Raw genomic sequence first — 17,799 nt, 5'->3', positions numbered from 1 at the left:
GAACTCACCTCGAAAAGTACTTGATAACCGGAGACAGTCTCCGTATCGTTCATCGGGAAGCGGAGTCATCCTCCGGATCTACTGTACCTCGGCCCACCAGGCCAGAACAGGACCTCACCCCATGTCCCTCCTGAACGCCTCTCGCCCGCGAGAGCTTCCCAGCGAGCTCCCGCCGAACGCCGGCCGCGCAGCCGCCGGAGTCGCGATCGTCCTGGTCGCGCAGCTGATGATCGTCCTCGACGCCACCGTCGTGAACGTCGCCCTCCCCCGCATCGACGCCGACCTGGGCTTCGGCCCGGCGTCCTTGTCGTGGGTCCTCAACGCCTACACGCTCGCCTTCGGCGGCCTGCTGCTCCTCGGCGGCCGGCTCGGCGACGTCTTCGGCCGCCTCAAGGTCTTCGAGATCGGCCTGGCCGTGTTCACCCTGGGCTCCGCACTCGGCGGCCTGGCCCAGACGCCCGGCCAGCTGGTCGCGGCCCGCACCTTCCAGGGCGTCGGCGCCGCGCTCGCGGCCCCGAGCGTGCTGGCCCTGCTCACGACGAGCGCTCCCGACGAGGCCGCACGGAACCGGGCGCTCGCCCTGTTCGGCGCCGTCTCGTCCGGCGGTGCGTCGATCGGCCTGATCCTCGGCGGACTGCTGACGGACGTCGGCTCCTGGCGCTGGACGCTGTTCATCAACGTGCCGATCGGTCTCGTCGTCATCCTGCTCGCTCCGCGCTTCGTCACCGAGACCCCGCGGCGCTCGGGCCGCTTCGACGTCGTCGGCGCGCTGGCCGCCACCGGTGGCGCGGTCGCCCTCGTCTGGACGCTGATCAACACCCCCGAGCACGGCTGGCTCACCGCCCGCACGTTCGTGGGGTTCGCGGTCGGCGTCGCGCTGCTCGCCCTGCTGGCCCGCACCGAGCTGCGGCACCCGCACCCACTGGTGCAGCCGAAGCTGGTCCGTGACCGCAGCCGGGTCGGCGCCCTCGCGGTGATGGCCCTGCTGATGGGCGCGAACCTGTCGATGTTCTTCCTGGTCGTGCAGTACGTCCAGGGCGTGCTCGGATTCGGCCCGCTGCTCGCCGGCATCGCGTTCCTGCCGTTCAGCCTCAGCATCTTCGCGACGTCGCGGGTGACCCCCGCGCTGCTCGGCCGGTTCGGGCCGCGGCGGATGATGCTGGTCGGCGGCGCGACGCTGACGATCGCCTATGCGTGGCTCAGCACGATCGGCACGGCCGACACCTACCTGGCGGCGGTCTTCGGGCCGATGGCGCTGGCCGGCGTCGCGTCCGCGCTGCTCTTCATGCCGGTCACGGTGATCACGCTGTCCGGCGTGGAGCCGGAGCACGCCGGCTCCGCCTCCGGCCTGCTGCAGACCACGCAGCAGCTCGGCGGTGCGGTCGGCGTGGCCGTGATCGTGTCGGTGTACGCCGCCGGCGCGGTGACCGGCGAGATCGTGCCGGGCATGTCCGCCGCGTTCCTCACCTCGGCGACCTTCGCCGCCCTCGCCCTCGCCGTCACCGCCGCGCTGATCCACGTCGGCCGGCCGGGGCAGGCGACTGGGGCACCGTCCGACGAGCTCGTGGAGGCGGTGGCCGCCGAGGCCGCCTGACCTCCAGCACCACCCCACCTCACCCCGCGGGCGGGCGAGCTGCACACGCTGCAGTTCGCCCGTTCGCTGTTACTGGTGTGACTTGTGAGGTTATGGTAGGCGCGGCCCTTCCTACTTCCCCAGGAGTCCCGCCATGTCACGCCCGGTTTCTCGGACCGCCCAGGCCGCGCTGCGCCGCGCGCTCGCCGCGACCGCCGGCGGCGCCCTGCTGGTCACCCTGCTGGCGGCCGTCACCGCCAGCGGCCCCGCAGACGCCGACCCGGCCGCGTCCGCCGTACGCGACAAGTTGGCGCCGGTCACGCCGAGCGGCATCGTCACCCCCGGCGACTTCGTCGGCTTCGGGTTCGACCAGTGCCACACGCCCGAGCAGAAGAAGATGGACCGCTGGCTGCAGAGCTCACCGTTCCTGGCGGTCGGCATCTACATCTCCGGCGACTCCCGGGCGTGCCGCGACCAGCCGAACCTCACGCCGCGCTGGGTGTACCGCCAGCTGACTCGCGGGTGGAGGCTGCTGCCGATCACGCTCGGCCCCCAGGCCTCCTGCCAGCCGCGCTTCCCGCGCTACGGCGACGACGAGACGATCAACCCCAAGCCGGGCAAGAACAAGCGGTACGACAAGGCGCGCGCCCAGGCGCGGTCGGAGGCCGGCAGGGCGGCGGCCACGGCCACCGAGCTCGGCATCGCCCTCGGGAGCACGCTCTGGTACGACCTCGAGGGCTTCGAGCTCTCGAACGTCCGCTGCCGCGAGTCCGCGCTGGCGTTCCTCAGCGCGTGGACCACGCAGCTCCACGAGCTCGGCTTCGTCTCGGGTGTCTACTCCAGCGCCGGGTCCGGCATCAAGATGCTCGACGACGCGCGGGTCAACCGGCCCGACAAGGTCGTGCTCCCCGACATGATCTGGGTCGCCCGCTGGGACGGCGTCGCGAACACGTCCACGTCGTACCTCCGTGAGGACGGCTGGCGCCCGCACGCCCGGATCAAGCAGTACCAGGGCGGCCACGACGAGACGTGGGGCGGCGTGACGATCAACATCGACCGCAACTTCCTCGACGTCGGGCGGGGCCTGTACGTCGAGCCCGAGAAGCACTGCGGCGACGTGCGGATCAGCTACCCGACGTACGAGACGCTGCGCCCGCCGACCGAGACCACGGTGCCGCCCGCCGGTCGCGTGATGGCCCTCCAGTGCCTGCTCACCGAGCAGGAGATCTACCAGGGCAAGGTCAACGGCAAGTGGAACAAGGCGACCGTGAAGGCGATCCAGGCCTGGAAGACGAAGGTCGGCATGCCGGTCAGCGAGGTCTGGTGGCAGAAGAACTGGATGTCGCTGCTGTCGTACGGCGAGCAGCCGGTGCTGAAGATCGGCTCGACGGGTCCGGAGGTACGCCGGCTGCAGCGCACCCTCAACGCCGCGGGCGTGTCCGACCCGATCCCGGCGACCGGCCGGTTCCGGTCCGACACCGGTGCCGCGCTCCGCGCGTGGCAGACGGCTGCGCGGGTCGAGGTCTCCGGCGTCGCCTCCCGTGAGTCGTGGAAGGCACTGTCCGCCGGAACGTCCTAGGCGGGCTCGGAGGCTCCCGAGTCCGCGCAACCGGCGCCTGGTGGAGCTAGGCCGGCGGACCGACCAGCAGCGCGAGGCCGGTGAGCGCGACGACCGCGATCACGCCGGTGACGGCGCCGCGCGCGGGGTTGCGGATCAGCCAGGCCGCGGGCTTCTGGAGCGGGCCGGACGGCTCCGCGTGACGCAGGCGCCAGGTGTCGGCGATCGCGCTGCGGCGCTCGGCGTACCAGTCGAACAGCACGGTGAAGAACGGCGGCACCGCTGCGGCCAGGCCGAGCAGCGTGCGGCCGAACGACCAGCGCTGGTCGACGGCGACGAGCACCGTGGTCAGGCAGTAGGCGACGAACACGACGCCGTGGACCATGCCGAACACCTGGACGCCGAGCTCGGTGGTCTCGGTGACGTACTTGAGGAACATGCCGGTGAGCAGGAGCGCCCAGGTGATCGCCTCGGCGATCGCGACCCGGCGGAAGAGCAGCCGAGGAGTCATGCGATTTCGTGGGGCGATCATGCGAACGCGTGCGCCGCGAGGCTGGTGAAGAAGCCGAGGCCCTGGGTGCCGGCACCGGTGAGGTCCTCGACGGCGTGCTCGGGGTGCGGCATCAGGCCGACGACGTTGCCGCGCTCGTTGGTGATGCCGGCGATGTCGCGCAGCGAGCCGTTGGGGTTGCCGCCGAGGTAGCGCGCGACGACCTGGCCCTCGCCCTCGAGCCGGTCGAGCGTGGCCTCGTCGGCGACGAAGCCGCCCTCGCCGTTCTTGAGGACGATGGTGACCTCGTCACCCTCGGCGTACGCCGACGTCCACGGGGTGCGGTTGTTCTCGATGCGCAGCTTCTGGTCCCGGCACACGAACTTGCGGTGGTCGTTGCGGATCAGCGCACCGGGCAGCAGGTGCGACTCGCAGAGGATCTGGAAGCCGTTGCAGATGCCGAGCACCGGCATGCCCTTGCCCGCCGCCTCGATCACCTCGGTCATCACCGGGGAGAAGCGCGAGATCGCGCCGCAGCGCAGGTAGTCGCCGTACGAGAAGCCGCCGGGCAGGACGACCGCGTCGACGCCCTTCAGGTCGTGGTCGCCGTGCCACAGGGCGACCGCCTCGTGGCCGCCGATGACGACCGCGCGCTGCGCGTCGACGTCGTCGAGCGAGCCCGGGAAGGTGACGACGCCGACCTTCACTGCTCCACCCGGACCGCGTAGTTCTCGATGACCGGGTTGGAGAGCAGCGTCTCCGCCATCTTCTCGACCTCGGCCAGCACCTCGGCGGTGACCTCACCGGTGAACTCGAGCTCGAAGCGCTTGCCCTGGCGGACGTCGGTCACGCCGGTGAAGCCGAGGCGCGGCAGCGCGCCGTGCACCGCCTTGCCCTGCGGGTCGAGGATCTCGGGCTTGGGCATGACGTCTACGACTACGCGAGGCACGGGCTCAGTCTAGATGCGTCGGGCAGACTGAGCGGTATGAGCCTCCCCACTGGAATGCCGGGCGCGAACCCCCTTCGACTCGAGTTCCCCCAGTCCCTGGCGGTGTACGACGACTACGCCGCGGCGCAGAAGGCCGTCGACTTCCTGTCCGACAAGGAGTTCCCGGTCCAGAACCTGCTGATCGTCGGCACCGACCTCAAGCGGGTCGAGCGGATCACCGGTCGCCTCACGTGGGGACGGGTGGCCGTCGGCGGCATCTTCTCCGGGATCTGGCTCGGCCTCTTCGTCGGCCTGATCTTCTCGTTCTTCGTCGACGAGGACGTGTTCTCGATGATCCTCTCGACCGTGCTCCTCGGCGCGGTGTTCGGCCTCGTGTGGGCTCTGATCGGGTACGCGTTCACCCGCGGGCAGCGCGACTTCTCGTCGGTCGCCCAGGTGGTCGCGACGAAGTACGAGGTGCTGGTCGAGCACAAGGTCGCGGCCCAGGCGCGCGAGCTCCTCGCCGGCCTGCCCGGCGCGCTGCCGAACGCGTTCGAGTAGTCGCGATGACGGCCGATGACTCTGGCGGGGCGGCCTGGTCTGATGGAGCATGACGTTCACGACAGCGACCCTGACCGTCTCCGTCGACGGGTTCGTGGCAGGTCCTGACCAGACCCTCGAGAACCCGCTCGGCCGTGGCGGCGAGAGCCTCCACCGCTGGATGTTCAACGACCCCGCCCACGAGGTCGACGCCCGCTGGCAGGACAGGATCCTGCGCCCCGGTGTCGCCTACGTCATGGGCCGCAACATGTTCGGCCCCGTGCGCGGGTCGTGGGACTCGTGGTCCGAGGAGTGGCGCGGCTGGTGGGGCGAGGAGCCGCCGTACCACGCCCCGGTGTTCGTGCTCACCCACCACGAGCACGAACCGATCGAGATGGCGGGCGGCACGACGTTCCACTTCGTCACCACCGGCTTCGCCGACGCGCTGCGGCTGGCCCGTGAGGCCTCGGGCGGCGACGTCGACATCGCCGGCGGCGCCTCCGCCGTACGCCAGGCGATCGCGGCGGGCGAGCTCGACGAGCTGACCCTCGGCTACTCCCCGATCGCGCTCGGGTCCGGCGAGCGGCTGTTCGACGGCTCGATCACGCCGACGCTCGAGATCATCGAGGGCGAGCAGTCAGCGCTCGCGACGCACGTGCGCTACCGCGTCGGCTGACGCCGCCCCTCGGCTCACCGGGTCTCGGTTCGCGCCTCAGCTCAGCTCACGCTTGAGGATCTTGCCGGTCGAGGTCATCGGCAGGGAGTCGACGAAGGCGACGATGCGCGGGTACTTGTAGCCCGCCATCTGCTCCTTGCCCCACGCGACCAGCTCGTCCTCGGTGATCTCGACGCCGGCGTTCCTGATGACGAACGCCTTGATCTCCTCGCCGTGGCTCTCGTGGGGTACGCCGATGACCGCGGCCAGCGAGACCGCCGGGTGGGTCATCAGGACCTCCTCGATCTCGCGCGGGTACACGTTGTACCCGCCGCGGATGATCATGTCCTTCGACCGGTCGACGATGTAGTACCAGCCGTCCTCGTCGCGTCGGGCCAGGTCGCCGGAGCGGAACCAGCCGTCCTGGATGGACTCGGCGGTCGCCTCCGGGCGGCCGTAGTAGCCCTTCATGATGTTGTGGCCCTTGATCGCGATCTCGCCGACGACGTCGCTGCCCTCGACCTCGCCCCAGCCTCCGTCACTCGCGGGGTCGATCAGCTTCATCTCGACGCCGGGGATCGGCGTACCGATGGAGCCGACCCGCACCGGCTCGCCGAAGCGCGAGAACGACGCCACCGGCGAGGTCTCGCTGAGGCCGTAGCCCTCGAGGATCGTGACGCCGAACCTCTTCTCGAACTCGCGGTGCACCTCGACCGGCAGCGCCGATCCACCGGCGACGGCGACCCGGAGGTTCTCGGCCAGCGTGGCGACGTCGGTGTCGGGATCGTCGGCGAGCGCGCCGAGCAGGCCCCAGTACATCGTCGGGACGCCGGCGAAGAACGTGATCCTCTCCTTCAGCATCAGCTTCAGCGCGTCGTGCGCCTCGAAGCGCGGCTGCAGGACGACGGTGCCGCCGTACGCGAACGCGCCGTTCTGGCACACGGTCTGGCCGAACGAGTGGAACAGCGGCAGCACGCAGAGGTAGGTGTCCGGGCTGGCGGGATCGGCACCGAAGAGCGCCGCGCCGGCCTTCGCGTTGTCGCGCATGTTGCGGTGCCGCAGCTCCGCGCCCTTGGGCTGCCCGGTCGTGCCGGACGTGTAGAGGATGACCGCGGTGTCGTCCTCGTCGGTCGCCACGGTGTCGAACGTCGCGGGCTGCCCACCCATCGCCTGGGCCATCGTCTCGGTGCCCTCGATCGGCGAGGCGTCGCCGAGCCCGGCGGTGATGATGAAGAAGTGCTCGCAGCCCTCGGCCTCCTGGAAGCCGGCGTACCCGGCCTCGCCCATCGGCAGCTCGGGCGTGCCCTGGAAGCAGAAGTAGGCCTTCGCGTCGGAGTCACCGAGGTGGTAGGCGACCTCGCGGCCCTTGAGCAGGACGTTCAGCGGGACGACGGTCGCGCCGGCCTTCAGGATGCCGTAGTAGACGACCGTGAAGTACGGCAGGTTCGGGCAGGTGAGCGCGACCTTGTCGCCGGGCCGGATGCCGCGCGAGACCAGCAGGTTCGCGACCATGTTGGCGAACGAGTCGACCTCGGCGTACGACAGCCGGGTGTCGCCCAGGACCACCGCGGTGCGGTCGGGGTAGGTCGTCGCGCCGTCCTCGAGCAGGGTCGCCAGGTTGTACGTCGTCATGGCTGCAACCTACTCGCCGCGTGGCGGAGGTCACCTCGCACGGCCCAGAGGGCCGGCAGCCGCAGCAGCGGGTTGATCGCGAAGTCGGCGACCACGTCGCACCCGGTCGGGGTCGGCCGGAACTCGAGCGTCAGCGTGGCGGTGATGCGGCGCCAGGTGCCGCGCTCGGTCCAGCGGCGGGGCCGGTCGAGCTCGGTGGTCTCCATGCGCGGACGCAGGCCGGGCTTCGTGACGTCGGTCCAGGTCTGGCCGACGCGCGGCTCGCCGTCGACGTCCTCGACGCGCGCGAGGCTGGACTGCCAGTCGGCGCGGTGGTGCGGGTCCGCGAGGTAGTCGAAGGCCACCTCGCAGGACACCGGGAACGAGACGGTTACCAACGCTCTCCGGTGAGCAGCTCGTAGGCCTCGATGTAGCGACTGCGGGTGCGCTCGACGACCTCGGCCGGCACCGGCGGCGGGGCCTCGCCGGACGCCTTGTCCCAGCCGGACTCCGGCGACAGCGCCCAGTTGCGCACGATCTGCTTGTCGTACGACGGCTGCGTGCGGCCGGGCTGCCACTCGGCGGCCGGCCAGAAGCGCGAGGAGTCGGGCGTGAGCACCTCGTCGCCGAGCACGGTCGTGCCGTCGGGGCGGGCGCCGAACTCGAGCTTCGTGTCGGCCAGGACGATGCCGCGCTCGCGGGCGACCGACTCGGCCCGGGAGTAGACGGCGAGCGTCAGGGCGCGCAGCTCCGCGGCGCGCTCGGCGCCGATGGTGGTCACGACGGCGTCGTACGAGACGTTCTCATCGTGGTCACCGAGCTCGGCCTTGGTGGCGGGCGTGAAGATCGCCTCGGGCAGCCGGCTGCCGTCCTCGAGCCCCGCCGGCAGCGCGATGCCGCAGACCTCGCCGGACGCGCGGTAGTCGAGCAGGCCGGACCCGGTGAGGTAGCCGCGGGCGACGCACTCGACGGGGTACATCGCGAGCCGCTCGCAGACGACCGCGCGGCCCTTGACCGCGTCCGGCACGTCCGTGGAGATGACGTGGTTGGGCACCAGGTCGGCGAGCTGGTCGAACCACCACAGCGACATCCGGGTCAGGATCTCGCCCTTGTCGGGGATCGTCGTGTCGAGCACGAAGTCGAAGACCGAGATCCGGTCGCTGGCGACCATCAGCAGCTCGCCGCTCGGCAGCTCGTAGAGGTCGCGCACCTTGCCGCTGTGCAGGTGGGTGGCCCCCTCGATGGCGGGCGCGGTCGGGATGTTCAGGTCGGCCACGGTGCTAACTCTAGAAGCAGCCCTCTTCTCCCACTTACATGTCCTTTGTAGAGTGACTTACAAGACTTATGCGGGAGGGCACATGACCAGGACACCGCAGCCGGACTTCCTCATCGTCGGCGCGCCCAAGGCAGGGACCACGGCACTCCACGCCGCGCTCGCACAGCATCCCGAGGTCTTCATGACCACGCCCAAGGAGCCGAAGTACTGGCTGTGCGACGGCGCCCCTCCGCCGGGGTGGTGCGGTCCGGGTGACAAGCACTCCCAGCAGGAGTGGATCTGGCGTGCCGACCGGTACGACGCGCTGTTCGCCGATGCTCCCGCGGGCTCGACCCGCGGCGAGAGCACCCCCTTCTACCTCTGGAGCCGCGGCGCGCACCGGCGGATCGGGGAGGCGCTGCCGGAGGTCCGGCTGATCGCGGTCGTGCGGGACCCGATCGATCGCGCCTACTCGAACTGGATGCACCTGTGGTCCGACGGCCTCGAGCCGGAGTCGGACTTCGCGACCGCGTTCGCGCTGCAGGACGAGCGGGCCCGGGCGGGCTGGGCGCCGTTCTGGCGCTACCGCGAGCTCGGCATGTACGGCCAGCAGCTCGAGCACCTCCGCGATCACGTCGACCCCGGGCGGATCCTCGTCCTGCGCTACCGCGACATCGTCGACGACCCACCCGCGGCAGTCGACCGCGCCTGCCGCTTCCTCGGCATCGAGACCGGGCGCGTGGCGACGATCCCGCGCGACAACGCGCGCAGCTTCGTCGCACCCGGTTGGCGGCCGGCCGTCCTGGGACCGGTGGTGCGCGCCGGGGCGCGCCTCGGCCAGTTCGCACCACCCCACGTGTGGCGCCGGGCCAGCGGCCCGCTGGTGGCCGGCCTCGTCGGCCCCGGCACCGCGCACCGCCCCCTGCTGTCCGCGGCGCTGCGCGAGGAGCTGATCTCCCAGTTCGCCGAGGACATCGGCCTGCTCTCGTCGCTCACCGGCGAGGACTTCTCGGATTGGCTGTCGACCGAGAGCCGGGGCTCGTTCGACCAGCGGCGGCAGCCGGCCTAGCGGACGACCGTGACCAGGTCGTGCGCACCGTCGGGGCGGGCGGCCTCGACGTAGAAGCGGGTCCGGCCGTCCGGCAGCGGCACCGCGGAGGCGTAGCGCCAGGCGCCGTCGGAGTACGGCGAGACCAGCGGTTCCTCGTCGTCAGCGACCAGCCGGGTGCCGTCCCAGCGGGCGACACCGGTGGTCTCGTGCCAGTTGGACTCGGCATCCGGGCGCCCGTCGTACAGCACCGTCAGGGGATGGTCGGCGACGACCGTCGTGACCCGCGCCCCGCGCGCGTCCCACCGACCCGGGCGACCGGCGAGGACCTCGCCCTGGTCGGCCCACTCGAGGCCGTCGGGTCCGGTCAGGAGCCGCGTGGTCATCCGGTCCTCGTGCCCCGCCTCGGTCAACGGGTGGCAGCACAGCCACATCCGCCAGCCACCATCCGTGCGCTCGACGACGGGATCCTTGACCGCCACCGTGTCATCACCCGGCAGCACGACCCGGCGATGGCCGGTCGGCAGCTCCTCCGGCGTCGCGGCCGTCAGGCTGTCGACCCACCAGTGCTTGGAGTGCGGCGTCGCACACGAGAGGTAGAGCCGCCAGCCGCCCTCGGGCAGCGGCACCAGGACCGGCCGCTCGAACGACTCACAGCCGAACGCCTCGCGATGGACCTCCGCGACCGGTTCGAACGCGATGCCGTCGGCAGAACGGGCCACCACGACAGCGACACCTCGGCCCTCCGCCAGCGGCCGACGCACCCGGTAGGTGAGCCAGAACGTGCCGTCGACGAGGACCGCGCTCGCGGCGCCGGACCAGTTGCCGGGGCCGCCACCAGGAGCAGGGACGACGACCTGGACGTCGTCGTACGACGGAAGGGGCGGCGCCGTCTCCACTGACATGCCGCCCACCATAGTTGACTACGTCACTCGACTTTTGCCGTGGCGCCGGCGGGATGCAGCCACCACTCCATCCGGCGAGTGATCCAGGGCAGCGCGAAGTAGGTCATCACCGGCGTCATCACGACGACGCTGATCAGCACCCGCGCGGGCAGCCAGACGTCGGCGAGCAGGTGGCCGCCGGCCCAGTTCACGAGCAGGCTCAGCGGGAAGAACACCAGGAAGATCACGCACGCCTGCTTCCACCGGGGCGGAGGCGGCGGGGCCGGCCGCAGGTCCTTCACGTCGTACGTCGCCGGTGGGTCGAACCAGCCCTCGATGCCGGTCAGACGCTCGACCCGCGCATCGCCGATGAGTCCCTCCGCGGCGCTGCGCCACCACCGGCGCTGCTCGGAGGCCTCCCAGGTCGCCAGGGAGTCGTCGTCGGCGAACCGGTAGAGCATGTGCCACTCCTCCGAGTCCAGCTGCGGCCGGATCCAGCCCGACCCCAGGAAGCCGTCGAAGCGGGCGGCGAGGGCCGATCCGGCCTGCATCCAGGCGATCATCTCGTCGTCGTGGCCGGGCGCGATGGTGCGGGTGATCGAGACCGTGACGGGAGCGCTCATGAAACAGATCGTGGCAGAGTGTGGTCATGCCGGAGTCTGCCGACGAGCTCTACGCCAGGGTCACCGCCGCCGCCGGACCGGACGGCCGACTGCCGTCCCCGCCGATCGCCGACTGGGACATCTTCCCGTGGGACGCCGTGGACGGGCAGGTCGCGCCGCGCGTGCTGCGCGCACCCGAGCCGGAGGCACCGCGCGAGGGCGCCGAGGGCGGCGGGCCGTGCCCGGCGTGCGCGGGCTTCGCGCCGGAGCAGATCGTCTGGGAGGACGAGCGCTGGTGGCTCGTCACCCCGACCGCGGAGCCGAGCGGGCTGCCGCTGGTGCTGACGCTGTGGACCCGCGAGCACCTCGACATCGGCAACTTCGGCGACGACGAGGCCGCCGAGCTCGGCCGGATCGCGAACCGGCTGGTCCGGATCATGGAGGGCATGCCGGGCATCGGCCGGGTGCACGTCAACCGCTGGGGTGACGGCTGCGCCCACGCGCACGTCTGGTTCTTCGCCCGCCCCGAGGGGCTCCCCGACATCCGCGGGTCGTTCGCGGTCGAGTGGGACGCGATCCTGCCGCCGGTGCCCGACGCCGTACGCCGGGCCGACCTGCACGCCGTCGCGACCAAGCTCGCGAACTGGGGCGGGTCGGCCCGGGCGTAGCCCCCTCACGCCACCGCGGCCGACCGCCCGACCGTGAGCAGGTCGAGGAGCCGCGGGTCGAGGTCGGCACGGTACGACGCGTCCGGCTCGACCCCGAGCGCGTCGAGCACGGTGGCGAAGAAGCACCGGGCGGCCGCGGTCAGGACCACGTCGAGGACGTCCCGCTCCGAGAGCCCGAGCTCCCGGAGCGCCGCGACGTCCCCGTCGGTGATGCCGCGCGGGTCGGTGACGACCCGCTCGGCGAGGTCCATCGGCGCCACGTCCGCCGGGTCGAGCCCGGCGTCGTGGTGGTCGGCGGCGATCCGGCGCACCTGGTCCGCCGTGAAGAACCGGTCGCGGAGCAGCGAGCCGTGCGCCATCGAGCAGTACGACGACCCGAGCCGCCGGGCGGCGGCGAGCGTCACCAGCTCGTAGCGCCGCAGGTCCATGGCTGAGCGGATCGCGACGTTGAGCGTGGCCCAGCCGTCGTACGCCGCCGGCGCGAGCGCGAACAGCCGTGCGTAGTTCGTGCCGTCGACCTCGGGCGTGGACAGGTAGGCCATCAGTCCGTGACCACGTCGACGTGGACCGGGACGTGGTGGGTCAGGACGTCGTACACCGCGGAGCGGGCGCGGGACTGCTCGACCAGGGCGCGCAGCTCGTCCGCGGGGGCGTCCCCGCAGACGTGGAGCTCGACCGAGATGCCCGAGAAGCCGTTGCGGACGTCGGGGTCGATGCCGAGGATGCCGGTCAGGTCGATGTCGCCCGAGACCGTCGAGCGGACCTCGGTCAGCCGGATGCCCCGGGCGGACGCGATGTTCGCCAGGCCGGCGGTCAGGCAGGCCGCGAGCGCGTGCAGCACGAACTCGAGAGGCGTCGCGCCCGCGTCGCGGCCGACCAGGACGGCCGGGTGGTCGGCGTCGAACACGAACGTCCGCTCGTGCTTGCGCTCGCCGACACCGAAGTAGTCCTCGACGACGCTGCGGCTGTGCGTGCCCTCGACCCAGCTGTTGTGGGCGCGGAACTGGAACTTCGCGGCCTCCGGGTGCTGCTTGACGGCATCGAGGGTCGCGAAGAACGTCGGGACGTCGACCCCGTTGATCGGCTGACGGGTAGCGGTGGTGCTGGACATGGTGGATCTCCTCGGATGGTTGGTTGCTACTCAGTGGGTGGTGGTGCCGAGCGCCTCGGCCTCGACGTCGAGGGCGACGCTGAGGCGCTTCTGGAGCGCGACGAACTCGGGGACGGGCGGGTAGTCCGCGAGGGCGCAGGTGATCTCGAAGACCTCACGCAGGGCGGCGTCGCGGCGGCGCTGGTACGCCGCGAGATCCTCGTCGGAGCCGCCCGCATCGACGGCGTCGGCCAGCAGCTCGGCGTCGCGGAACGCGTCGCTGATGCCGTGCCCGGTCACCGGGTCGCGGTGGTAGCCGGCGTCGCCGACCAGCGCCCACCCGGGCCCGTGCGCGCGCCGGATGTAGTTGGGGAGGCGCGACATCCCGGTGGCCGGGCTGCGCCGGTGGCCGGCGAGCAGCCGGGCAGAGAGCTCGGGTGCGTGGTGCAGCAGCGCCGCCTCGAGCGCCGCCTCGCGGCTCGGGTGGTGCCGCCGCAGGCGACGGAAGTCGTCGGCGGGCATGCAGACCCAGACGCAGGCCTCGCCGTGGTGCGTGGGGAAGACGCCGGCCAGGGCGCCCGCGGAGGCGATCAGCTCGATGCCGTCCCACGGGATGCCGCCGTAGTAGGCGTAGACGCCGGCGCCGTTCGCAGCGCGCTGCTCGATGGTCTCGGCCCCGACCGCCCGGGCGATCGTGGAGCCGAGGCCGTCGGCGCCGATCACCAGCGGTGCGCGGAGCTCGAGGTCGGGACCACGTACGCCGCACACCCGGTCGTCCTCGCGGATCACCTCGGTGACCCGGACGCCGGTGCGCACGTCGGCACCGGCCTCCCGGGCGGCGTCGACGAGGAGGGAGTCGAGGACGTAGCGGCGCGGAGCGACGAGCAGGTCGACACCCGCCTTGTCCTTGATCGGGCGGGTGATGCTCATGCCCGCCGCGGTGAAGGTCACCGAGCGCAGTGCGGGTGCGCCACTGGCGAGGACGGCGTCCAGCAGTCCCCACCGAGCGAGCTGGACCACCCCGGACCGCGCGATCTGGTGCGTGGAGATCGTGTCGGACGGGAACTCGGCGCGGTCGAGAAGCGCCACGCGGTGTCCGCGTCGGGCCAGCAGCATCGCCGTCGAGGCGCCGGCGGCGCGGGCGCCGACCACGATGACGTCAGGGTTCGTGTGCATGCCGCGGACGCTAGGAGGGTCCGGGCACCCACTTCATGGGGAGATCAACCCATGTTGGGCAGGAGACCCATCTGCCTTGCGACACCCGCCACCTGACCGCGTCGTGACACCCCGAGCTTGCCGAGCACGGCGGAGACGTGATGGTCGACCGTCTTGGGTGACACCGTCAGCCGCTCGGCGATCTCGGCGTTCGTGAGGCCCTCGACGAGCAGGGCCACGACCTCGACCTGCCGGTTCGTGAGGCCGGCGGCGTTCGCCGTCGTCGACTGCCGGGGACCGCGGGGGATCCGGGTGAAGCCGCGCGCCCGCAGCCTGGACCGGACGTCGGCGGCCGCCACGGTCGCACCCCAGCCGTCCAGGGTCGACAGCGCCTCGGCGGCGGCGTCCGCGTCGCCCTCGGCGAGCGCGTCGACGCGCAGGTAGACGCCGTCGCGCCGCTTCCAGTCGGCCGCTGCCTCCGCCCAGCGACCGCCCATCATGGCGCGGAAGGGGTCGGCACCGAAGTCCGCCACCGGCCCTCCGGACCGCCACCGCCGCCACGCCAGCCGGCCGACGATGAACGGCACGCCGTCCGCGCCTCCCGCGAGCTCGAGCGCCCGCTCGATCTCCTCGATGGCACGGGCTGAGTCGCCCTGCCAGGCGAACAGCTCGGCCCGGGCGTCGGCCACCGGGGCGACCATCGGCACGTCCCCCACCCCGGCCGCGGCCCGCTCGGCGTCGTCGAGGAGGTCGAGCGCGCCGGGCTCGCCTCGCGCCGCGGCGATCCGGCCGAGCACGACGAGCGGGAGGATCGCCACCGCACCCCGACGTCCGTTCCGGGCGAGCGCGAGCTCGGCGTCGACGATCGCGCCGGCCCAGTCGCCACGCTCGAGCCGGACCTTCGAGCGGGCCGCGAGGACGATGTCGAACACCGGCCAGAAGTCGTGCTGGGTGGCGTACTCCATCGCCTGGTCGCAGAGCGGCTCGGCGTCGGCGAACTCCGCGACCTCGTCGCCGGTGACCATCGCCAGGTTCGCGAACGCGCGGGCCGCCTGGTCGAGCAGGCCGTGCCGGTGGGCGCGGTGATGGATCTCGACCAGCCGCTCGGGTGCGTCCACGGCGCCCTCGGTCAGCCGGACCGCCTCGAGGGTGTTCGCGCCTTGGAGCTCGGCGGCCAGGTTGCCGTGCCGGGCGCCGACGTCGCGGGCCCGCTCACCCCACATCCGGGCGTCGTCGAGCTCGTGGGTCGTCAGGTGGACGAGCGCCTGGTTCGCGTAGGCGTCGGCGAGTGCCGGGCTCTCGGGCAGCTGCTGGAGCAGGTCGATCGCGCGCAGTGCCGCGTGGCGTGCCTCGGCGACCTGGCCGGTCCACCACGACAGCCGCGAGATCCAGCGGAGGTCGTCGGCGGCCCGCTCCGGCTCACCGAGCTCGAGACGCAGCGGCAGCGCGCGCTTCCGGGCGTCGAGCGCCTCGGGGTGGCGGCCCGCGATGAAGCACTCCTCCGCGAACGCGTCGAGCAGATCGGCGCGCTCGGGCACGTCGAGCCGGTCGGACAGGGCGACCGCGAGCGCGTAGTGGCCGGCCGCCTCGCGGTGCGCCCCCTGCCGGGCGGCCCGCGCACCTGCGACCGGCGCGTACCGGAGCACCGATGCGTCGTCACCCGCGCCATTGGCGTGGTGGACCAGCGCCTCGGGGTCGATGTCCGGATCAGTGGCCAGCACCTCGAACGCCTTGCGGTGCAGGGCCTGCCGGCGAAGTGGCGAGAGCGATTGCTCGACGGCGGAGCGCAGCAGTTCGTGGCGGTAGCCGATCCCGTCACCGGACGCGACCAGCACGCCGGCCGCGAGGCACAGCTCGGCGTGGTCCTCCTCGCCCGCGACGAAGGCCGCGCCCGCTCGGGTCGGGACCACGGAGACCAGGTGTGCCAGCTCCCGAGCCGGGTCCGAGAGGCGCCGCAGCCGCTCGAGCACGAGGTCCTGCACGGCCCCCGTCACGCCGTCGCCGCCGTCGGACTTGAGCACCTCGGTCACCAGGAGCGGGTTGCCGCCTGCTGCGTGGTACACCACCTCCGGGTCGTGGCCGGCGTTCTCGGCACGCTCGGCGACGCACGCCGCGGAGAGCGGCTCGAGGTTGATCCGCCGCACCGTGTCCACGGGAACGGCGGCGAGGGCGCGCCGCAGCGGGTGCTCGGCCCCGACCTCGTCGTCACGGTAGGTGACGACCAGGAGCGCGGAGAGCTGGTGCATCCGGCGCCCGAGGAAGACGAGCCAGTCGAGCGTGCCCTCGTCGGCCCAGTGCGCGTCCTCGACGACGACCACCGGGCGTGCCCGCTGGCGGGGGCCGGACAGCTCCTCGAGGAAGGCCGCGAACACCTCCTCCTGGCCGGCGTCGGCGCGCATCCGCGAGGCGAGCACACCGCCCGAGCGCCGGGCCATGTCGTGGAGCGGTCCGAGGGCTCGCGGCGTGACGAGCTGGTCGCAGCCACCCCAGAGGACGCGGACCGACCCACCGGCACGGCGTACGAACTCGGTGACGAAGGCCGTCTTGCCGATCCCGGCCTCGCCTGCCACCAGCACCACGCGCCCGGAGTTGGCACTGTCCTGGAGGTACCGGTCCAGCTGACCCAGGGCTGCGGAGCGCTCCCAGAGCTCCATGGACGAGCAGCCTAGTGAGACCGGGCTCCTGGCGCCCGGTGAATATCCGGGCGCCAGGATCGGTCAGCGGATCGGCGAGGCCAGCGGCAGCGACCGGTCCACGAGGTCGCGGACCTTGCTGCCGCACGTCGAGACGACGTTCGCGTCGGCGCAGTAGTACGCCGCCGTGTGGCTGCCCGTCGCCAGGTCCTTCGCCCACGCCGAGCCGAAGTCGCGCAGGCGCGCGGTCTGGGTCGCGTTCGGCGAGCAGAGGGCACCGGCGACGCCGATCGCGTCGGTGTTCTCACCCTCGACATCGATGTGGCAGCTGCCGCCGGTCGGCATGCCCAGGAAGAAGCTGCTCCACACCAGCTGGATGCCGACGTACGGGTTGGCGAGATCGACCAGCGCCTCGGCGGAGTTGTTGAAGAGGTTGATCACGCTCGGCCGGGCGGTCACGGCGAGCACCGGGCGGGCACCGCCGTCCGAGATCGCGGCGACGTTCGCGCTGAAGCCCGCGGCCGCGACCGGGTCGAAGAGGATCGCACCGGCGAAGCTCGGGTAGCCGGCGGCATCGAGGTAGGCCCCGAGCTCGCTCGCGAAGTGACCGCCGGCGGAGTGGCCGCCGACGAGGTAGCGCTGCGGCAGCGCCTTGCCCTGCGGCGGCGTGATCGTCCGCGCGACGAGGAGGGCGCCCAGCGCGTCGGCGAGCGCCGGGTTGCCGGCGGTCATGTCGCCGTTGACGCACAGCACCATCACGCCCTTCTCGGCGATCGCCTTGCTGGTGCCGCGCAGGTTCCCGCAGCCGCGGCTGAAGCCGTGCTGGAGCACCATGAGCGCCGAGGCGGTGCCGTTGGGGAGGTACCAGTCGACGCTGTGGCTGGTGCCGGCGACCACGAGCTGGGTGTTGACGCAGCTGCTCGTCGACGACGAGTAGCTGGAGCAGGCGACCTCGGCCGCGCTGGCGCTGGGCGAGATCGCGACCACGCTGACCAGGGCGGTACCGGCGGCGAGCAGCGTGGCGAGCACGGCTCTCTGGAGCTTCTTCATGCGGATTCCCTCGAGTAGTACGGACTCCCACATCCGTCGCTCAACCTAGGGATCCGCGG

The 17,799-nt window shown here is 72.1% G+C and carries 19 protein-coding genes; 6 read left to right on the top strand and 13 right to left on the bottom strand.

Features of this window, described 5'->3' with window-relative positions; genetic code table 11:
- Positions 1-121: 121 nt before the first annotated feature.
- Both MJ604_RS16840 and MJ604_RS16835 read left to right on the top strand, forming a co-directional pair.
- Positions 122-1,594 (top strand): MFS transporter, encoded by a 1,473-nt coding sequence (locus MJ604_RS16840; protein ID WP_243059660.1) that lies wholly within the window; start codon positions 122-124, stop codon positions 1,592-1,594.
- A 133-nt stretch (positions 1,595-1,727) separates the two neighbouring features.
- Positions 1,728-3,152 carry a glycoside hydrolase domain-containing protein gene (locus MJ604_RS16835; RefSeq protein WP_243059659.1) on the top strand — a complete coding sequence of 475 codons (1,425 nt, stop codon included), beginning with the start codon at positions 1,728-1,730 and terminating at the stop codon, positions 3,150-3,152.
- Positions 3,153-3,198: 46 nt separating this feature from the next.
- Here the strand turns inward: MJ604_RS16835 and MJ604_RS16830 are convergent, their stop codons facing one another.
- From MJ604_RS16830 to purS, 3 genes are read right to left on the bottom strand one after another with little or no spacing between them, the layout of a single operon-like run.
- The gene (locus MJ604_RS16830; protein WP_243059658.1) at positions 3,199-3,642 is read right to left on the bottom strand and encodes a DUF3817 domain-containing protein; all 444 of its coding nucleotides are present in this window, start codon (positions 3,640-3,642) and stop codon (positions 3,199-3,201) included.
- A 17-nt stretch (positions 3,643-3,659) separates the two neighbouring features.
- Positions 3,660-4,328: a phosphoribosylformylglycinamidine synthase subunit PurQ gene (gene purQ / locus MJ604_RS16825; RefSeq protein ID WP_243059657.1), complete on the bottom strand. Its 669-nt coding sequence runs from the start codon at positions 4,326-4,328 to the stop codon at positions 3,660-3,662.
- A complete protein-coding gene (gene purS / locus MJ604_RS16820; protein ID WP_243059656.1) occupies positions 4,325-4,570 on the bottom strand; it encodes a phosphoribosylformylglycinamidine synthase subunit PurS in 246 nt (81 codons plus the stop codon). The genes purQ and purS overlap by 4 nt, the downstream gene beginning before the upstream one ends.
- Positions 4,571-4,606: 36 nt before the next feature.
- Here purS and MJ604_RS16815 point away from each other — a divergent pair, with 36 nt between their 5' ends.
- Both MJ604_RS16815 and MJ604_RS16810 read left to right on the top strand, forming a co-directional pair.
- On the top strand, positions 4,607-5,110 hold the full coding sequence (locus tag MJ604_RS16815) for a general stress protein (protein ID WP_243059655.1): 504 nt from the start codon (positions 4,607-4,609) through the stop codon (positions 5,108-5,110).
- Between the two features lie 49 nt (positions 5,111-5,159).
- A complete protein-coding gene (locus MJ604_RS16810) occupies positions 5,160-5,765 on the top strand; it encodes a dihydrofolate reductase family protein (protein WP_243059654.1) in 606 nt (201 codons plus the stop codon).
- A gap of 36 nt (positions 5,766-5,801) precedes the next feature.
- On the opposite strand, the gene MJ604_RS16805 is transcribed toward MJ604_RS16810, so the two are convergent.
- Genes MJ604_RS16805 through MJ604_RS16795 form a run of 3 tightly spaced genes read right to left on the bottom strand, consistent with a single transcriptional unit; the run spans position 5,802 to position 8,631 of the window.
- Positions 5,802-7,376 carry a long-chain fatty acid--CoA ligase gene (locus MJ604_RS16805; protein WP_243059653.1) on the bottom strand — a complete coding sequence of 525 codons (1,575 nt, stop codon included), beginning with the start codon at positions 7,374-7,376 and terminating at the stop codon, positions 5,802-5,804.
- On the bottom strand, positions 7,373-7,720 hold the full coding sequence (locus MJ604_RS16800; protein WP_243059652.1) for an SRPBCC family protein: 348 nt from the start codon (positions 7,718-7,720) through the stop codon (positions 7,373-7,375). The genes MJ604_RS16805 and MJ604_RS16800 overlap by 4 nt, the downstream gene beginning before the upstream one ends.
- 26 nt (positions 7,721-7,746) lie before the next feature.
- Positions 7,747-8,631, bottom strand: a complete 885-nt coding sequence (locus MJ604_RS16795) for a phosphoribosylaminoimidazolesuccinocarboxamide synthase (protein ID WP_243059651.1) — start codon at positions 8,629-8,631, stop codon at positions 7,747-7,749.
- Between the two features lie 82 nt (positions 8,632-8,713).
- Here MJ604_RS16795 and MJ604_RS16790 point away from each other — a divergent pair, with 82 nt between their 5' ends.
- Positions 8,714-9,679, top strand: a complete 966-nt coding sequence (locus tag MJ604_RS16790) for a sulfotransferase (RefSeq protein ID WP_243059650.1) — start codon at positions 8,714-8,716, stop codon at positions 9,677-9,679.
- Here MJ604_RS16790 and MJ604_RS16785 read toward each other — a convergent pair.
- Together MJ604_RS16785 and MJ604_RS16780 are read right to left on the bottom strand one after the other, a co-directional pair.
- A complete protein-coding gene (locus tag MJ604_RS16785) occupies positions 9,676-10,563 on the bottom strand; it encodes a hypothetical protein (RefSeq protein ID WP_243059649.1) in 888 nt (295 codons plus the stop codon). The genes MJ604_RS16790 and MJ604_RS16785 overlap by 4 nt on opposite strands.
- Positions 10,564-10,586: 23 nt before the next feature.
- Complete coding sequence (locus MJ604_RS16780; RefSeq protein WP_243059648.1) at positions 10,587-11,165, bottom strand: antibiotic biosynthesis monooxygenase; 579 nt, start codon at positions 11,163-11,165, stop codon at positions 10,587-10,589.
- Between the two features lie 26 nt (positions 11,166-11,191).
- Between MJ604_RS16780 and MJ604_RS16775 the strand changes: the two genes are divergently transcribed.
- Positions 11,192-11,812 (top strand): hypothetical protein, encoded by a 621-nt coding sequence (locus tag MJ604_RS16775; RefSeq protein WP_243059647.1) that lies wholly within the window; start codon positions 11,192-11,194, stop codon positions 11,810-11,812.
- Positions 11,813-11,817: 5 nt separating this feature from the next.
- Here the strand turns inward: MJ604_RS16775 and MJ604_RS16770 are convergent, their stop codons facing one another.
- The 5 genes from MJ604_RS16770 to MJ604_RS16750 form a co-directional block, all read right to left on the bottom strand.
- Positions 11,818-12,354, bottom strand: a complete 537-nt coding sequence (locus tag MJ604_RS16770; protein ID WP_243059646.1) for a carboxymuconolactone decarboxylase family protein — start codon at positions 12,352-12,354, stop codon at positions 11,818-11,820.
- Positions 12,354-12,923, bottom strand: a complete 570-nt coding sequence (locus MJ604_RS16765) for an OsmC family protein (protein WP_243059645.1) — start codon at positions 12,921-12,923, stop codon at positions 12,354-12,356. The genes MJ604_RS16770 and MJ604_RS16765 overlap by 1 nt, the downstream gene beginning before the upstream one ends.
- Positions 12,924-12,953: 30 nt before the next feature.
- On the bottom strand, positions 12,954-14,078 hold the full coding sequence (locus tag MJ604_RS16760; RefSeq protein WP_243059644.1) for an NAD(P)/FAD-dependent oxidoreductase: 1,125 nt from the start codon (positions 14,076-14,078) through the stop codon (positions 12,954-12,956).
- A 44-nt stretch (positions 14,079-14,122) separates the two neighbouring features.
- Entirely contained in the window at positions 14,123-16,711 is a 2,589-nt protein-coding gene (locus tag MJ604_RS16755) for a helix-turn-helix transcriptional regulator (protein ID WP_243059643.1), read from the bottom strand.
- Between the two features lie 63 nt (positions 16,712-16,774).
- Positions 16,775-17,740 carry an alpha/beta hydrolase fold domain-containing protein gene (locus MJ604_RS16750; RefSeq protein ID WP_243059642.1) on the bottom strand — a complete coding sequence of 322 codons (966 nt, stop codon included), beginning with the start codon at positions 17,738-17,740 and terminating at the stop codon, positions 16,775-16,777.
- Between the last annotated feature and the right edge of the window lie 59 nt (positions 17,741-17,799).

Origin of the sequence: Nocardioides sp. SR21, assembly GCF_022761125.1 — a bacterium.
Taxonomy (GTDB): domain Bacteria; phylum Actinomycetota; class Actinomycetes; order Propionibacteriales; family Nocardioidaceae; genus Nocardioides.
The sequence above is the reverse complement of the archived record's forward strand: the minus strand, read 5'-3'. Positions and strand labels throughout refer to the sequence as shown.

What these genes read in the sequence shown, in the direction of transcription:
- MJ604_RS16840 (WP_243059660.1), top strand. Translation starts at nt 122, where the DNA reads ATGTCCCTCCTGAACGCCTCTCGCCCGCGAGAGCTTCCCAGCGAGCTC.
- MJ604_RS16835 (WP_243059659.1), top strand. Translation starts at nt 1,728, where the DNA reads ATGTCACGCCCGGTTTCTCGGACCGCCCAGGCCGCGCTGCGCCGCGCG.
- MJ604_RS16830 (WP_243059658.1), bottom strand. Translation starts at nt 3,642, where the DNA reads ATGACTCCTCGGCTGCTCTTCCGCCGGGTCGCGATCGCCGAGGCGATC.
- MJ604_RS16815 (WP_243059655.1), top strand. Translation starts at nt 4,607, where the DNA reads ATGAGCCTCCCCACTGGAATGCCGGGCGCGAACCCCCTTCGACTCGAG.
- MJ604_RS16810 (WP_243059654.1), top strand. Translation starts at nt 5,160, where the DNA reads ATGACGTTCACGACAGCGACCCTGACCGTCTCCGTCGACGGGTTCGTG.
- MJ604_RS16805 (WP_243059653.1), bottom strand. Translation starts at nt 7,376, where the DNA reads ATGACGACGTACAACCTGGCGACCCTGCTCGAGGACGGCGCGACGACC.
- MJ604_RS16790 (WP_243059650.1), top strand. Translation starts at nt 8,714, where the DNA reads ATGACCAGGACACCGCAGCCGGACTTCCTCATCGTCGGCGCGCCCAAG.
- MJ604_RS16785 (WP_243059649.1), bottom strand. Translation starts at nt 10,563, where the DNA reads ATGTCAGTGGAGACGGCGCCGCCCCTTCCGTCGTACGACGACGTCCAG.
- MJ604_RS16780 (WP_243059648.1), bottom strand. Translation starts at nt 11,165, where the DNA reads ATGAGCGCTCCCGTCACGGTCTCGATCACCCGCACCATCGCGCCCGGC.
- MJ604_RS16775 (WP_243059647.1), top strand. Translation starts at nt 11,192, where the DNA reads ATGCCGGAGTCTGCCGACGAGCTCTACGCCAGGGTCACCGCCGCCGCC.
- MJ604_RS16770 (WP_243059646.1), bottom strand. Translation starts at nt 12,354, where the DNA reads ATGGCCTACCTGTCCACGCCCGAGGTCGACGGCACGAACTACGCACGG.
- MJ604_RS16765 (WP_243059645.1), bottom strand. Translation starts at nt 12,923, where the DNA reads ATGTCCAGCACCACCGCTACCCGTCAGCCGATCAACGGGGTCGACGTC.
- MJ604_RS16760 (WP_243059644.1), bottom strand. Translation starts at nt 14,078, where the DNA reads ATGCACACGAACCCTGACGTCATCGTGGTCGGCGCCCGCGCCGCCGGC.
- MJ604_RS16755 (WP_243059643.1), bottom strand. Translation starts at nt 16,711, where the DNA reads ATGGAGCTCTGGGAGCGCTCCGCAGCCCTGGGTCAGCTGGACCGGTAC.
- MJ604_RS16750 (WP_243059642.1), bottom strand. Translation starts at nt 17,740, where the DNA reads ATGAAGAAGCTCCAGAGAGCCGTGCTCGCCACGCTGCTCGCCGCCGGT.